The following is a 16,032-nucleotide window of genomic DNA, read 5'->3' on the forward strand; positions in this document are numbered from 1 at the left end:
TAACAATGATATTCAAGAGAAATTATCTTTACACCGCGCTGTCGCTTGCTTTCGCGCATAACGCTGTTGCTGGGCTGGAAAGCGACACCATGACCGTGTGGTCGAGCCCGGTGCCTGCGGCTACCACCACGGTGCTTAACCAGGAAACCATACAAAAGCTGGATAAACGCAATGTGGCGCAGGCGCTGAGCGTGGTGCCTGGCGTGGTATTGCAAAAATCGGGCGCACGCAATGAGCAGCAGGTCAAAGTGCGTGGCTTTGATAGCCGCCAGGTGCCGGTCTATTTTGACGGAGTACCGGTTTATGTTCCATATGATGGCAATCTGGATTTAGGACGCTTTCTCACCTCCGATCTGGCGTCGTTGGAAGTGTCCAAAGGCTATTCATCGTTGCTGCAAGGCCCGAATCAGATGGGCGGTGCCATCAATATTACCAGCAAAAAGCCAACCAAACCGCTGGAAGCCAGCGTGGGATATCGTCAGGGCTGGAGCCGCAGCAAAACCAACGCCTTCGACACCCAGGCATCCCTGGGTGCCAGTAATGACATGGGCTATATCCAGCTCAGCTGTAGTCGGGTAAAACAGGATTTCCTCGGCCTGCCGCGCAGCGTAGACAACCCGATTGCCGGTCAGAATGGCAAGATGATCAACTCTGCGGCGGATGATAAACGAGGGATCGTCAAAGTGGGCTTTACCCCGCGCGAAAATGACGAATACGTGTTTACCTACATCAATCAGGACGGCAGCAAAGAGAACCCTCCCTACTCGGGCACCAGCGGCCAGCAGTCCCGCTACTGGCAGTGGCCGCAGTATGACAAAGAGAGCTACTACTATCAGGGCACCACGCAGTTGGGCGATCGCTATACCCTGAAGAGCCGTCTCTATCGCGATACCTTCGAAAATACGCTGATGATGTATCAATCGCTGGCCGACCTGAAGAACCGTAAAGGAAATTACAGTCATTACTCCGATTTCACTAACGGGGCTGGGCTGCAACTTGCTGCCGATGTGCGCACCAGTGATTTACTCTCGTTTGCAGTGAACTGGAAGGACGATGTGCATCGGGAACGGGGTGCTGTCGATGCGCCGTTTGATCGCTACAAAGATCGCACCTGGTCTTTGGCGAGTGAATACCAATGGGCTGCGGCCGATAATCTCGACGTGGTGGCCGGTATCAGCTATGACTGGCGCGACAGCCGTCAGGGCATGAAACACGAGAAAAGCGGCGATATTACCCATTACGCCAACAATAGCCAGAATGCCTTTAACTGGCAGTTGATGACCAAATATCACTTCGCCAATGAAGATACGCTGTCGCTCTCTTTCTCGGATCGTACGCGTTTCCCTACGCTCAAAGAGCGTTACACCACCTCGAAACCCGCTTATAACGGCCAGACGGTACTGGTGAACCCACACTTGAACCCAGAACGGGCGCAAACGGTTGATGTGACCTGGAACGGCACCTTTACCCGCGACTGGGGCTATGATGTCAGCGTCTATTATAACCGCGTCAATGATGCGATTCTGGGGCATACCATTGATGCCAATACCCTGCAAAACCGTAACAGTGGGCGCGTGGACTACACCGGTCTGGATCTCGGTGTGAAAGGGCGTGTGACAGAGTTGCTGGACCTTGGCCTGAACTATGGCCTGATTCATGCGGATGTGAAACAGGATGAAGTCGGTAAAGTGACCGATTTGCCGACGCATACGCTGGTGGCATGGATGACCTTTAAGCCTTGGGAACCCTTAAGCCTCACCCTGTCGCAGGAGGCACGCTCCTCGGCTTACAACAGCAGTGACGCGAAACAGCGTGCTTCTGGCTTCACCGTGACCAATCTGCGTGCGGATTACGACGTGGGCCGTGGCGTTAGCGTCAATGCTTCGGTCAATAACCTGTTCGATACTGAGTATGCCTATAACGACGGGTTCATTGAACAAGGGCGCAATTTCTGGGCGGGGATTGCCTGCAATACCATGGCGGGACGACTGGAAGATGATGCTGCACCGGCCTTGATGCACGCGCAATCCCGCAACGGCTGGTTCTATCGCGTGTTGCAGGAGGGGGAGGTTTACGCGGGGGCCGCGTTTGATCTGTTGGAGCGACCTTACGGCCAATGGCCGCTCAGTCGCGTCCAAGATACCATTTTCGATCTGGCCGCCGACCGTGAGGCGTTGGAAGCGGTGTATCAGATTGAAACTTTGTCGAGTACCTGGCGGGAACAGATTCGGGATCGATTGGCACTGCTCGACCCACGTTGAGCGCGAAGACACTGAGACAAGGATGTTTTTATTGCCACGTTTTATGCTGGCTGTGGGGCGGTGTGAACGTTTTATTAATGCGTGATAATCATCACAATAAAACGAAAATCAAACATCCCCCGCTTGCAAGGTATACCGGGTTATGGTGTATTCTCAGGCATGGATTGTTACTGTTTGAATAACAGGCAAAACCTAAAAGAGATACAAGACTCTTTTATGTTTTGCCTTTTTTTTGGGTGGAATATGAGAATACAACGGGTTCTGAATAACAATGTCATCGTTGCTCGCGATTTTAGCGGCAAGGAGTGCGTTGTTATTGGAAAAGGCGTTGGTTTTAACAAAAAAGCCGATGACCTGGTCGATGAAGCCTGTATTCAAAAAATATTTCGGCTCGATGAAGAAAACAGCATCGATAAAACCAGTGAGGCATTTAAAGATGTTCCTGATGCGCTGTTTAATATTGTTCTCGATATCGTTAAGCAGGCAACCAGCAAACTTGACAGAAAAATTCACAAAAGCGTTTATGCCTCTCTGCTCGACCACTTGAGTTTTGCTATTGAAAGAACCCGGCAGGGTACTTATGTCGAAAATATGCTGCTGTGGGATATCAAGCGTCTTTACCGCAATGAGTTTACTATCGGCCAATGGGCGATTGCAGAAATTAATGCCCAACTCCACGTGGCGTTGCCTGAAGACGAAGCCGGATTTATTGCCCTGCATCTGCTGAACTCGCAGAAAGACGGCGCTATGCCGGATATAAAAGCGGTGTCGAAAGTGATTCAGGATATTCTGAATATTGTTAAATACCATTTCAAAATCGAATATGAAGAAGACTCAATAAATTTCCAACGGTTTGTTACTCACCTGAAATTTTTCGCGCATCGCTTGCTGAGTAATACGTATGTCACTAGCGATGACAGTTCGTTGCATGATGTTGTGGCGTTAAAATACTCTGCCTCCTATGAATGCGCCAAACGTGTGAATAAATTTATCAGCCATGATTATGGCCGCTCGCTAACCGACGATGAAATGATGTTTCTGTCTATACATATTGAACATGTGAGGAAATAACGTTTAAAGACCATTCTCATGATGGGTTTTACTACAAGCGCTTAAACAGTTGCTTATTCATTTTGTGAAAAAATACGACGATGACTATTATCGAGGTCAGCCCATGAGTAATTTTCGTTTACTTACCGGGGAAATACTTGAGCTTATTGGTGGTGAAAAGAACGTTGGTTCGTTAACTCACTGTATTACACGCTTAAGATTTTCACTAAAAGATGGTTCTAAATTTAATAAAGCTGCATTGGATAAGCTGGATGGCGTTATTCTGGCTGTCGAAAGCAATAACCAATACCAGGTTGTGATTGGTAATGATGTTTCTACGGTGTATCGCCTTTTAGTGGATGAGTTTGGCATTAAAGGTGATGCCCCTTCGGACAGCGACAGCGAATCCGATGGCAAGAAAGGCAATATTGTCGGACGTCTGTTCAATAAAATGTCCTCCATATTAGTGCCCATTGTGCCTGCATTGGCCGGTGCCGGGATGCTGAAAGCGTTTCTGGTGATCCTATCGACTTACCACTTGATGGATACCGCAGGCAGTACTTATAAGATTCTGGCGGCAGCGAGCAACAGCGTGTTCTATTTCCTGCCGCTGCTGTTGGCATTTTCCTGTGCCAAGGCGTTCAATGCGCATCCGTTTGTTTCCGTGGCAATTGTCGGTGCATTGTTGGAGCCGACGTTTACCGGGTTGATGGCAAAGCAGGGGGATATTGTCGAGTTTCTGGGCGTTCCGGTGGTGTTGATGAAATACTCCTCCACGCTGATTCCGGCGATACTGGCTATCTGGGCCTACTCCTATCTGGAGCGATTGCTCAAACGCCTGATTCACCAAAGCATCGAGATGGTGGCTGTGCCGATGTTGGGAATGCTGATCATGGTGCCGGTGATTGTTATTGCTGTTGGGCCGATAGGTGTCTACTTCGGGGACGGTATCGGTGCGGGTATTGCTTACATGAACGGCGTGAGCGGCATGCTGACCGGGGCGATCCTGGGCGGTGGCTGGACGCTGCTGGTGATCTTTGGCCTGCATTGGGGCATGGTGCCGGTGATGCTCAATAACCTGGCGCTGCGCGGCTTCGACACCATCAAACCGGCGACGGCCGCCGCGACCTTTGCTCAGGCGGGGGCGGCGTTTGGCGTGTTCCTGAAAGCCAAGGATAAAAAGCTGAAATCCTTTGCCCTGTCCAGCATGGTGCCTGCACTGTTTGCTGGCGTGACCGAACCTATCGTCTACGGTATCTCCATCAAATATAAGCGTCCGCTGGTGGCATCGCTGATTGCCGGGACGGTCGCAGGTGGCTTTATCGGTTCGATGGGCACCACGGTTATGGCCTATGTCTTCCCGGCGTTGACCACGTTGCCTGCCTTTATGACCACCACGTTTGCCTATTACCTGATTGGTATCGGCATGTCGTTTACGCTCTCGGCGCTGTTGACCTACCTGCTGGGCTTTGACGAATCCCTCGGCGAGTCGTCGACAGCAACGGCAAAAACGCCAAAAACGACAACGCCTTCTGCCCCTCTGACGACAGCGGGTAGCCAAAGCCTGTTACCGGGCATCACGCTGGTGGCGCCGCTCAATGGCACCATCGTGCCGCTCACCTCGGTTAAGGATGCGGTCTTCGCCAGCGAAATCATGGGGAAAGGCATCGCGATTCTCCCCTCTGAGGGCGTAGTGACGTCGCCGGTAAACGGCGTGGTATCAAAACTGTTCCACAGCAAACATGCCATCGGGATCACCTCTGATGAGGGGGTGGAAGTGCTGGTGCACGTCGGGATCGACACAGTGCGACTCAACGGTGAGCATTTTGCCAGCCACATCAATGAAGGCGATCGAGTGACCACGGGGCAACTGCTGGTGACCTTCGAGCTTGAGGCGCTGATCGCCAAAGGCTTCGATGTGACAACGCCCGTGGTGATCGCTAATACCGATGACTATCAGTCGATTTCAGCCACCGAACAACACCGCGTAAATAACAGCAACACCTTAATGACGCTGTTTAGCGCCACCGCTTAATTATCAAGGGGAGAGAGAACATGAAAGATTTAGCCATTACCGGTTTTCCAAAAGGGTTTTTATGGGGCGGCGCCGTGGCGGCCAATCAGGTGGAAGGCGGATGGAATGTGGGAGGCAAAGGGCTCTCCACGGCAGACATGGCGATTCACAAAAAGAATCTGAAGCGTGAAGAGTATGAAAAGCACTATAAAATCACCGATGAACAGATTGCCGATGCTATCGCCGCTACTGACGCCAGTGCGTACCCTAAACGCCGCGGTATCGATTTTTATCACCGCTTTCGTGAAGATATAGCCCTGTTTGCCGAGATGAACTTCAAGGTATTGCGCGTTTCTATTGCCTGGACACGTATTTTCCCCACCGGTGTCGAAGAACAGCCGAATGAAGAGGGGTTGCGTTTCTATGACGAACTGTTTGATGCGCTGCGCAGCAACGGTATTGAGCCGCTGGTAACGCTGTCCCATTACGAAATGCCGATCTATCTGGTCAACAATTTTGCCGGGTGGAATGGCAGAAAAACGGTGGATTGTTTTGAAAAATTCGCCGTTACCGTGCTGGAACGTTATAAAGATAAAGTGAAGTACTGGCTCACATTCAATGAGATCGACAGCATCATCCGTCACCCGTTTACCACGGGCGGGATTGTGCCGGATCGCTTCTCGAAGGATGAGATTGAAACCGTGATTTATCAGGCGCTGCACCACCAATTTGTTGCCAGTGCGCTGGCGGTGAAACATTGTCGCCGCCTCTGCCCAGAGGCGAAAATTGGCTGCATGCTGACGCGCTTGCTGACCTACCCGGAAAGCTGTGCGCCGGAAGATATTTTGCTGGCATACCGCGAAAACCAGCTCAACTATTTCTTTAGTGATGTGCAGATTCGCGGACGTTATCCGCGCCACATGACGCGCCGTTTCGCGGAAAAAGGCATTCACATCGACATGTTGCCGGGTGACGAAGAGATCCTGCAACAGCATACGGTGGATTTCCTCTCCTTCAGCTACTACATGTCGCTGGTCACCAGCGTCAATGCCGACAAGATGGATAAAGTGGGCGGTAACATTGCCGGTGGCGTGAAGAACCCCTACCTGAAAACCACCGAGTGGGACTGGCAGATCGATCCGGTTGGGCTGCGGATTGCGCTTAACGATATGTACGATCGTTATCAGATCCCGTTGTTCGTGGTGGAGAACGGCATGGGGGCAGTAGATCAGATCGACGACGATCATCAGGTTAATGATGACTACCGTATTGCCTTCTTCCAGTCGCACCTGAAAGAGATGAAAGAAGCAGTGAAAGATGGCGTGGAACTGATGGGCTATACCTCTTGGGCTCCCATCGATCTTATCAGCGCATCGACGTCAGAAATGAACAAGCGTTACGGCTTTATCTATGTCGATCAGGATAACGACGGCAACGGCACGTTGGTCCGCTACCGTAAGAAGAGTTTCTATTGGTATCAGGATGTTATCGCCACTAACGGTGAAACGCTCTAAGGTGTGAATGCGGCTATTACGGGTGAGTCATTTCTCGCCCGTGATCGTCGTGAATGACAACATTTACCGTTGCCATTGAATAAGCCGATAAGGACGGATGATTAGAATCATTGCGGATACATTTCAGAGCCTGCACTGATGAAAAAGTCTACGATAACCCCCACTCCCCATGATGCCATGTTCAAGCAGTTCTTGACTCATCCAGACACCGCAAGAGATTTCATGCAGCTGCATTTGCCCAACCACTTACGGAAATATTGCGATCTGGATACGCTAAAATTGGAGTCCGGATCTTTCATTGAAGATAATCTGCGGGCGTATTACAGCGACGTGCTTTACAGCGTGCAGACAACGGTAGGGGAAGGGTATATCCATGTGCTGATTGAACACCAGAGTTCACCGGATAAGATGATGGCGTTCAGATTGATGCGATATGCTATTGCCGCGATGCAACGACATCTCGATGCGGGTTATAAAACGCTACCGCTCGTTATCCCGATGGTGTTTTACGCCGGTGAAACAAGCCCATATCCCTATCCGCTTAACTGGTTGCAGCTGTTTGACGATCCGGTAGTTGCTTATCGACTCTACACCGAAAATTTCTATCTGATTGATGTCACCGTCATTCCCGATGATGAAATTATGCAACATCGCAGTATGGCTGCGCTGACGTTGGTGCAGAAGCATATCCGTCAGCGAGATTTGATTGAGCTAATGGACAGATTGGTGACAATTATGCTGACAAATAGCATGACCAGACAACAGGTCAGATCGCTGATAAACTACATGGTACAGATGGGTAATACGGCGGATGCCGATACTTATGTGAGGCAACTGGCACAACGGGTGCCGCAACATGGAGATGAACTGATGACCATAGCGGAACAGTTGGAGCAAAAAGGCATTGAGAAAGGCATCGAAAAAGGCGAACGCGAAGCCCGATTAAAAATCGCCCGGGCGATGCTGCAAAAAGGAATGGATCACTTCATCATCATGGAAATGACCAGCCTTACTGAAGACGATCTGGCGCAACTTCATCATTGATGCACTGTGCCGCGTAGCAGGCTACTACGGATTTAAACCGTGCTACGCAGGCTGGTTTTATCAAACATGTGAAATAAAGCGGAACAGACGCTGTTGCAGTCGTCGGTTTTCTTGGCGCAACTGCGCGTTCTCTTCCAATAATGTCAGGGCTACGGCGATGCCGTGCCAATCTAACGCTAACTCCCTTCTTAAACGCAGGGCGCGTTGCATAATCGCGGCTGCACGATCGTCAAATTGCCAGCATGAGTGTTCATCTTCATGCGGTTCAATCACCCCGAGGCCGACAATTTCATTCAGTTCATCTTCCGAAACGCCGGTATGTAGGCAAAACTCAGTAACGGTAAAGGTGATGGTTACTGTAGACATTATGATTTCCCCCATGTTTTGCGAGGATCAAAGGAGGGTTGGGCGTCTGCCAACTGTTGCCACAGGGTGCTGGTGTTGTCATCCGGTTTCGGTGGCATCACGATTTTTATCACGGCGTACAGATCGCCTGTATGGTGTTTACCGATAAGCCCCTTGCCTTTGATACGTAACCGTTGGCCTGCTTGGCTGCCCGCAGGGATCGTCAGCAGAATGCTCTCTTTCAGGGTCGGTACGGTGACCTTTGCGCCCAGCGCTGCTTCCCAAGGGGCAAGCGGGACGACGATTTCCAAATCGTGGTCCACGATATCGAACAGCGGATGCGGCGCGATATGGATAACCAACCACAGATCGCCATTCGGTCCGCCATGCTCACCCGGCACGCCCTGACCTTTGAGGCGAATGCGCTGGCCGTTGCCCACGCCTGCTGGTATTTTCACATTGAGCGTTTTAGGTATTTCCTGCTCTACCATGCCGAAGGCGTTATACACCGGTAACCGGTAACCGGTAACTGATGGTTTGATTATGCTCGCTGAGGGTTTCTTCGAGGAATACCGCAACTTCGATTTCAATGTCATGACCACGGGTCGCGCGGGACTGCTGTGACTGGCGTGCGTGCTGACCAAAGATAGAGGAAAAGAGATCCTCAACGTCTTCATCCTTATAACGCTGGCCACTTTCCTGTTGCGGTTGTCGGGTGAACGGCGGATCATTACGATGTTGCCACAGTTGGTCATACTCTGCTCGCCGCTGTTCGTCACTCAGCACTTCCCAGGCTTCAGCCACGGCTTTAAACCGTGCTTCGGCGTCGGGCTCTTTACTGACATCCGGGTGGTATTTGCGGGCCAATCGACGATAGGCGGTCTTAATGGTCTTGAGATCGTCTGTCGATTTTACGCCCATGATGGCGTAATAATCCTTTAATTCCATAACGTAATCTCGCGTCATTCAATCGGTAAATGGGATTCCTGCGCGTGTTTTCACCGCTAAGTGTAGGATAATCCCATGCAATGTATATCTCCACTGCAAGCCACCGGAACGATAACCGCACTAAACGTAATGCATTGATTATCATTTTTATTTGCTGGAAACGGTTGATAACATCAGCAATAATTGCCGTCCGTTCAGCCCATGCTTCCCGCGTTGTTGCTCAGGATCCTTGCGCGGTTCGGCACCGTTTTACTACCGTTCGGGGCTCGACGTCATGACCGACAAAAGCAAGGATCTCGCCGCGTTATACCTCACTGAGCATGAGCGTCTGGAACGACAGATCCGGCGCAGAGTGGGGTGTCGAAATATCGCCAGTGACCTGGTGCAGGATATTTTTCTGCGCTTGTGGGAAAAGGCTGTTGAGTGGAAAGGTGACTCTGCCGCCTATCTCACCCGCTGTGCGCGTAATGCGGCCATTGACCATTTGCGGGCGGAAAAAACCAAAGCAGACTACCTTCAAGGCGTGCTGCCTGAGCACTACGCTGAGGAAGTCGAGTCGCCGCAAGACATTGTGTCTGCCCAGCAGAACATCCATCATATCGATGAAATCCTGGCTGCCTTACCGCAAAAAACGCGGCATATCTTTTTGCTCAATCGGGTTCATGGTCGCAGCTTTTCGGAAATCGCGGCGGTGATGGGAATTTCATCACGCGCGGTGGCAAAACACATGGCGCGGGCCGTAGCTGCCTGCGAAGCGCGCATAGGAGGCGAGCACGATGACACCGACTGAGATCCAGATCCGCGAACAAGCGCGCGACTGGTTTATTACTCTGCGGGATAATCCTTCGCGCGCTCAACGTGCCGCCTGCGACCAGTGGCGACAGAGCAACCCTGTGCACGATGAAGCGTATCGCGCGGTCGAGGCGGTATGGCAGGCAACCGCTGCTCCGGGCAAGCGACTGGCAGAAAAGGAGTCCGATGCGTTGGCGGTTTATCTCACGGCAATCAAACAGGAAAAACGCCATCAACGCGCAAGGCGGTGGTTGGTCTCGGCCTGCGCTTGCTGTGCATTGGTGCTGGCGGGAGTGCTTTGGCTGGAAAATCCTTACTGGATGCAGGATGTTACGGCAAGCTATGTGGCGAGCAAAGGCGAACGTCGAGACATAACGCTGGCAGATGGCTCACGGGTATTGCTGGATGCGGATAGTGCGTTCGACGTTGACGTTACGCCGCAAGGGCGGCGCGTTCACTTGCTGCGCGGTGCCGCTTTTTTTGATGTCACGCCTTCGCAAACGCCCTTTGTGGTGGCGACGGCAGCGGGTGATGTGCGGGTGCTTGGTACCCAATTTGATGTACGTATGATGGATAACGCGGCTCTGGTGACCCTGGCAAAGGGGAGTGTCGCGGTGACAGCGGGTGGGTCTGTGACCCCCATCCTGCTTAAACCCGGACAGCAGGTATGGTTTAGCGCCAGCGGAACCCATGCACCTGTCAGCGTGAATGTTGCAGACGAAATGGCGTGGCGCGAGGGACGTTATGTGTTCTACCGCGCTCGGCTAGCGGATGTGGTACGTGAGGTGGAACGCTATCGTCCCGGTCGTATTCTCATCCCGTCATCGGCGTTGGCCAATCAAACGGTGACTGGCAGCTTTTTGCTGGTGGATAGCGAGGCGGCATTGGCGTCGTTGCAGGCCAGTGTCGGGTTTCAGATGCGCAAAGTCACTGAACGGCTGGTGATTCTCTCTCCATAAAATAGTATGTTTTACAATGTGTTGTGATTTTTTGATTAAAAAATTCATTTTCAGGGTTCAGTGATCCGTTTTCTCATTCGTGAACGTAGTGAGAGTGCAAATGATAATTACTATTATTAACGCGCTCGCAGTTCATGACACGAGATAAGGATCTCTTCTAATGAAACAAAAAAGAGCACACCAGGTAGGCTACGTAGTTGCCACCCTTTTAGTGACCAGCTTTAGTGGTGCGCATAGCGCCGCAGCGCCGGTTGAACAGCACGCCACGCAGCAATTCAGCTTCAATCTTCCGGCGAAACCCGTCACTCAGGCGGTGAACGACATTGGGCGTATCACTGGCCTGTCCGTTGTTTTCCGTGAAGAGCCGGAAATGGCTGTTAGTGGCAAACCCGTGCGTGGCACGTTGAGCGCAGAGCAGGCGTTGGCAACCCTGCTCAATGGCACCGGGTTGGGCTACCGCTTTAGCAATGCAACCACGGTGCAGATTTATGTATTGCCTCCGTCAGCGAGGACTGCATCCGGGGGAACGCCCGACACCATGGTGGTTCAGGCGCAGGGAAATAACCGATTGGGCCCGGTGGTGGGTTATGTTGCCAGCAACAGTACCTCTGGTACCAAAACCAATACCCCGCTGATGAGAACACCGCAGTCGGTCAGCGTGATTACCCGCGAGCAGGCTGACGCGCAGGGCGCGCAAAGTCTGGTTCAGGCATTGCGCTATTCGTCGGGCGTGGCGGCAGAAGTTCGCGGCTCGGCATCGCGTTATGATTTGCCTTATGTCCGTGGTTTTGGTTCACCGACCGACAGCAACCAGTATCTTGATGGCCTACGTTTACTGCGCGGTGGCGGTTATGCCATTCCGCAGATTGAAACGTATGGTATCGAGCGAATTGAATTCCTCAAAGGCCCATCGTCCACGCTGTATGGTGGTGTGACGCCTGGCGGGTTGATCAATGCGATTTCCAAGGTGCCCACCAGCGAGCCGCAGCACGCGGTTGAGGTGCTCTACGGCAGCCATAACCGGATGCAGCTCGGTGTTGATTCCGCTGGGCCGCTCAACGATGACCGCTCGTTGCTTTATCGTGTTGTCGCGCTTGGCCGGAAATCTGATACACAGGTGGTTAATACCAAAGAAGAACGCATCTATGTCGCCCCCTCTCTGACCTGGATCCCCGATACCGACACCTCATTCACGCTGAACATGAGCTATCAGCACGATCCCGAAGGGGGATACTACGGCGTGTTACCCACGGTTGGTTCACTGTGGCCCAGTCCGGCAGGGCAAATCCCCCGTAATTTCAACGACGGCGATCCGGCGTTTGACCAGTTCGATCGTAAGCAGAGCATGGTGGGGTATCAGTTTGAGCACCGCATCAATGACACCTGGAGCGTGCGCCACAACTTCCGCTATCTCGATCACGCTACGGTGACTAAAAGCGTAGGGACGTCCAGCATGGGGGCCGATGGGCATACTATCTCGCGTTACGCGCTGGGAACGGATGAAACGCTGCGCGGTCTGACATCCGATCTGCAACTTCAGGCTGAATTTGATACCGGGCGTTTGTATCACACGGTCTTATTCGGTTTTGATTATCAGCAATCTGACTGGACGCAAATTCGGGATTACGGCGGCGCACCCTCTATTGATTTCCTGAACCCGGTGTATGGCGTAGCGACCAACCTGACGCTGGCGCGCATCACCAATCAGAAGCAGCACACCAATCAGGCGGGCTTTTACGCACAAGATCAGATCGATCTCGATCGTTGGACGTTGGTGGGTGGCATGCGCTATGACACCCTTCGGACCAGAACCGATAACCGACTGAATGACACCCGCAGTGTGCAAGATGACGAAGCGGTGAGCGGTAAGCTCGGGCTGATTTACAACTTTGACATGGGGATTGCTCCTTATGTTAGCTATTCCACGTCATTCCTGCCGGTCAATGGTACTGATGCAAGCGGCAGTGCTTTTAAGCCGACCACGGCGAAGCAGCGCGAGGTGGGGGTAAAATACCAACCTACGAATTTTAATGCGCTGTTTACGCTCGCCTATTTTGATATCACACAAAGTAACGTCGTGACCTCCGCCAACCCTTACACCACCTACCAAACCGGGGAACAGCGTTCACGCGGCGTTGAATTTGAAAGCAAGATGGCGATTACGGACAACATCAACGTGACCGGTGCCTTGACCTACACCAACGCCGAAGTGGTTAAAGGATTAGGGGCAGATGTCGGGCAGGCACCTATCGGCATTCCGGATTACACAGCTTCGCTGTGGGCAGATTATCGCTTCCGCTCCGGCCTACTGGAGGGGATTACCGTGGGCAGCGGCGTGCGCTATGTCGGCAGCACGGTGGGGGGATATTCGCCTAACGTTTACACCGTCAACGCCACGCGATTGGATGTGCCGAGCTACACCGTTTTCGATGCGTCAGTCAGTTACGATTTCGGCAAAAGGTCGCCAACGCTTAATGGGTTAAGCGGCAAGGTCAGCGTCAATAACCTGTTCGATAAACGCTATGTTACGTGCCTGTCCAATAACTTCTGTAACTACGGCAACGATCGCGTGGTGTATGCCTCACTGGCTTATCGCTGGTAATGCCAATGGAACAAGCAACACTGTCTGACACGCTGCCACCGCGCACGCGTGAGCAGCTAGCCACACTGCTGGGCATTAGCGCGCTGTACATCGGCTTTGGTATGACTATGGGGTTAATTCAGGGAGGCTTCCCTGCCATTATGCGTGCGCAGGGCATCAGTTTGGGGGCCGCCGGGTGGCTCTACGCGCTCTATCTGCCGTTAGGCGTCGCCTTTTTGTGGGCACCGCTGGTGGATCGCTGGCGTCCACCGTTATTGCCGCCTCGGCTTGCGTGGATTGTGCCAATGCAACTGCTGGCGGCATTGACGGTAGCCATGGTGGCGCTGTTAGAAGGTGCCGCCATGGGCATCCTGTTCTCGATGGGGCTCTTTGTGGCATTCACCATGGCAACCATGGATATTGCGCTGGACGGGGTGGCGGTAGAACGCATTCACTCAACCTGGCGGCCGCGCGCTGCGGCCTGCAAACTGGGTGCATTATCCACAGGTGCGATGATTGGCGGCGGCGCTTTTGTCGCGTTGTTTCACTCCTATGGCTGGAAGGCCATCTTCCTGTGTTATGCGGCCTCTCTCTTACTGCTGGTATTACCGGTGCTGCTGTTAATGAAAGAGGTACCACACGCTGGCCTACCGAACGCTATGCGCCGGTACGCCGCGAGCCTAAATGCGCTGCTGCGTAACCCCGTACAGCTCAAGCGACTCACACTATTGACGCTAACGTGCTGCGTTATCTTCCCGATTGCGGGACTGAACCGCCTGATGCTGCTTGACCTCAATGTGCCAATAGTACAGATCGGTGGGATCGTCGGTACGCTCGGGCCCATCGCCATGCTGATCACTGCTGTTATCTCTATGCCGTTAATGCGCCGGTGCGGACTTTCCGGTGCGCTAATGGCGTTCACCGCGCTGGCCTTGCTGGCATTTGCCGCGATGACAATCGGTTTTGTTCGCGGACAGCCGTGGCTCGCCATGTCGGGAGCGATAGCGGTGGGCGCGGCGGTGAGCGGCATTTTTGTGGCGCTGAGTGCCAGAATATTGGGGTGGTCACGCGGTGCGCAACCCGCCACCGATTACGCGGCTTTTTACGGTGTAGGGCGGTTTGCCAGCACGCTGGCCACCATTGCAGGGGCGCAAATGGTGAGCTGGATTAGCTGGCCCTGGTTCTACGCATCGGGTGCGTTGGCATTACTGATTATCACGGGGCTATTGCGTGCCCCCATGGCAGAAAAGGATGAATAACATGAACCAACAACATCATTATTCCGGTGAGACACTGGACAGTGAGATTTTCGACAGTTCGCGCTGGCCCGTGGTATTCCTGCGCTTTCCTGCATTGGAGATGCCGAATCGCACGGACAGGTTACTGGCTGGATTGACGCACATTCTGACACAGCAGCAGCGCGTGGCGTTGGTGTGGATTCCAGCGCGGCATGGTCATGAGAGAGAACCCCATGAACAAGAGAAACAGGCATCGCGGTGGATGAAGCAATATAAAAATGAGCTGCGGGATTACTGCGCGGGTTATGTGTATTTGACCTGTGAGCCTGAAGTTCGTGAGAGTCTGAGCGCCATGTTTCCTAAAGTGAAAAAGATCCTGCCGTTTCCCAAAACGTTAGCGGACGATATGGACGACGCTTATCGAAAAGCGACGGCGTTTCTTGCGCTGGATGGGGCAGTGGCTGAGTAGGTGCATTGCCAACCGTTCTCAGGGTGGGACTGGCAAGGATAAGGTGGTCATTAACGGCACATTGATTCAATGGTCGTTAATGCCTAACCTTTCCGGCACGACAGCTTCCAAAAGTGCGATCAGCTCAGGGTCCATATAACGATAATCATCAGGGATATCGAGCACATGCAGTGGCTTGCGCTCGATGATACGACGATATTCAGCTATTAACCGATTCTTGTGTTGTTGCTCCATCACACAGATAACATCAGCCCAGTGCAGCAGGTCATGGGATACCGTTTTTTTGGCATTCCGGCGGGTGCCAGCGGAACGAACGGTAAGTGACGGATAGCGGCGGAACACCTGTTCCGCCGTGGGGCTTCGCCATTGATTACGGCTGCATATAAAAAGAACATTCATTGGCAAGCTGATACTCTTCCTGACCGCGCTTCGCCCGTAACGGGTTTGTCATGCGCGGATACGCCATTCCCAGTTGCGCGGCACGTACTACTTTGTCGGAACGTGTATACAACATCTTCCCGTTTTTTTCGCCATGAAAACGTGAAAGTGCGGTATGAACATCACGAGATTTCTTGCGCTGCTTTTGAGCAATACGCCAATCCTGATTGCGGGTTATTACCATTGTTTTTCTCTCTCAGATTGATCGGGTTCAGCAGCCGCGATAATACGAAGAGAGCGAATGGTTTGATTACTGGGAGTGATTCCAGTGTAATGTTATGAGTGGATTGTAAATGCTATGTCCTGAGTGAGGAAAGCGAGGGGGCTACAACCATTAAACGGGTACTAAAGAATAATTGACGAAACCTCAGTCCCGTCA

At 52.5% G+C, this 16,032-nt stretch carries 13 protein-coding genes and 1 pseudogene; 10 read left to right on the forward strand and 4 right to left on the reverse strand.

All coding sequences use genetic code 11. From position 1 onward, the window contains the following. Positions 1 to 5: 5 nt before the first annotated feature. The 5 genes from K6K13_RS04020 (at position 6) to K6K13_RS04040 (ending at position 7,883) form a co-directional block, all read left to right on the forward strand. Complete coding sequence (locus K6K13_RS04020; protein ID WP_222159641.1) at positions 6 to 2,261, forward strand: TonB-dependent receptor domain-containing protein; 2,256 nt, start codon at positions 6 to 8, stop codon at positions 2,259 to 2,261. Between the two features lie 216 nt (positions 2,262 to 2,477). Continuing rightward, positions 2,478 to 3,332, forward strand: a complete 855-nt coding sequence (licT, locus tag K6K13_RS04025; protein WP_252120417.1) for a BglG family transcription antiterminator LicT — start codon at positions 2,478 to 2,480, stop codon at positions 3,330 to 3,332. A gap of 103 nt (positions 3,333 to 3,435) precedes the next feature. Beyond that, complete coding sequence (locus tag K6K13_RS04030; protein WP_222159642.1) at positions 3,436 to 5,346, forward strand: beta-glucoside-specific PTS transporter subunit IIABC; 1,911 nt, start codon at positions 3,436 to 3,438, stop codon at positions 5,344 to 5,346. Positions 5,347 to 5,366: 20 nt separating this feature from the next. After that, on the forward strand, positions 5,367 to 6,839 hold the full coding sequence (locus tag K6K13_RS04035; RefSeq protein WP_222159643.1) for a glycoside hydrolase family 1 protein: 1,473 nt from the start codon (positions 5,367 to 5,369) through the stop codon (positions 6,837 to 6,839). A 138-nt stretch (positions 6,840 to 6,977) separates the two neighbouring features. After that, positions 6,978 to 7,883: an Rpn family recombination-promoting nuclease/putative transposase gene (locus tag K6K13_RS04040; RefSeq protein ID WP_222159644.1), complete on the forward strand. Its 906-nt coding sequence runs from the start codon at positions 6,978 to 6,980 to the stop codon at positions 7,881 to 7,883. Positions 7,884 to 7,943: 60 nt separating this feature from the next. On the opposite strand, the gene cbpM is transcribed toward K6K13_RS04040, so the two are convergent. Continuing rightward, complete coding sequence (gene cbpM / locus K6K13_RS04045) at positions 7,944 to 8,249, reverse strand: chaperone modulator CbpM (RefSeq protein ID WP_222159645.1); 306 nt, start codon at positions 8,247 to 8,249, stop codon at positions 7,944 to 7,946. Further along, positions 8,249 to 9,176, reverse strand: a pseudogene (gene cbpA / locus K6K13_RS04050) (curved DNA-binding protein). The gene cbpM and the pseudogene cbpA overlap by 1 nt, the downstream one beginning before the upstream one ends. 274 nt (positions 9,177 to 9,450) lie before the next feature. Here cbpA and K6K13_RS04055 point away from each other — a divergent pair. The 5 genes from K6K13_RS04055 (at position 9,451) to K6K13_RS04075 (ending at position 15,215) form a co-directional block, all read left to right on the forward strand. Further along, complete coding sequence (locus K6K13_RS04055) at positions 9,451 to 9,966, forward strand: RNA polymerase sigma factor (RefSeq protein WP_222159646.1); 516 nt, start codon at positions 9,451 to 9,453, stop codon at positions 9,964 to 9,966. After that, the gene (locus K6K13_RS04060; protein WP_222159647.1) at positions 9,953 to 10,927 is read left to right on the forward strand and encodes a FecR family protein; all 975 of its coding nucleotides are present in this window, start codon (positions 9,953 to 9,955) and stop codon (positions 10,925 to 10,927) included. The genes K6K13_RS04055 and K6K13_RS04060 overlap by 14 nt, the downstream gene beginning before the upstream one ends. A 160-nt stretch (positions 10,928 to 11,087) precedes the next feature. After that, entirely contained in the window at positions 11,088 to 13,529 is a 2,442-nt protein-coding gene (locus K6K13_RS04065; RefSeq protein ID WP_222159648.1) for a TonB-dependent siderophore receptor, read from the forward strand. A gap of 5 nt (positions 13,530 to 13,534) precedes the next feature. Beyond that, on the forward strand, positions 13,535 to 14,767 hold the full coding sequence (locus K6K13_RS04070; protein ID WP_222159649.1) for an MFS transporter: 1,233 nt from the start codon (positions 13,535 to 13,537) through the stop codon (positions 14,765 to 14,767). 1 nt (position 14,768) lies between these two features. Next, entirely contained in the window at positions 14,769 to 15,215 is a 447-nt protein-coding gene (locus K6K13_RS04075; RefSeq protein ID WP_222159650.1) for a hypothetical protein, read from the forward strand. 66 nt (positions 15,216 to 15,281) lie between these two features. Here K6K13_RS04075 and K6K13_RS04080 read toward each other — a convergent pair whose 3' ends face one another. Together K6K13_RS04080 and K6K13_RS04085 are read right to left on the reverse strand one after the other, a co-directional pair. Next, complete coding sequence (locus K6K13_RS04080) at positions 15,282 to 15,614, reverse strand: low molecular weight protein tyrosine phosphatase family protein (RefSeq protein ID WP_222159651.1); 333 nt, start codon at positions 15,612 to 15,614, stop codon at positions 15,282 to 15,284. Beyond that, entirely contained in the window at positions 15,586 to 15,837 is a 252-nt protein-coding gene (locus tag K6K13_RS04085) for a hypothetical protein (protein WP_222159652.1), read from the reverse strand. Before K6K13_RS04085 ends, K6K13_RS04080 begins: the two co-directional genes overlap by 29 nt. Positions 15,838 to 16,032 lie beyond the last annotated feature (195 nt).

The organism is Symbiopectobacterium purcellii (assembly GCF_019797845.1).
Classification (GTDB): Bacteria; Pseudomonadota; Gammaproteobacteria; order Enterobacterales; family Enterobacteriaceae; genus Symbiopectobacterium; species Symbiopectobacterium purcellii.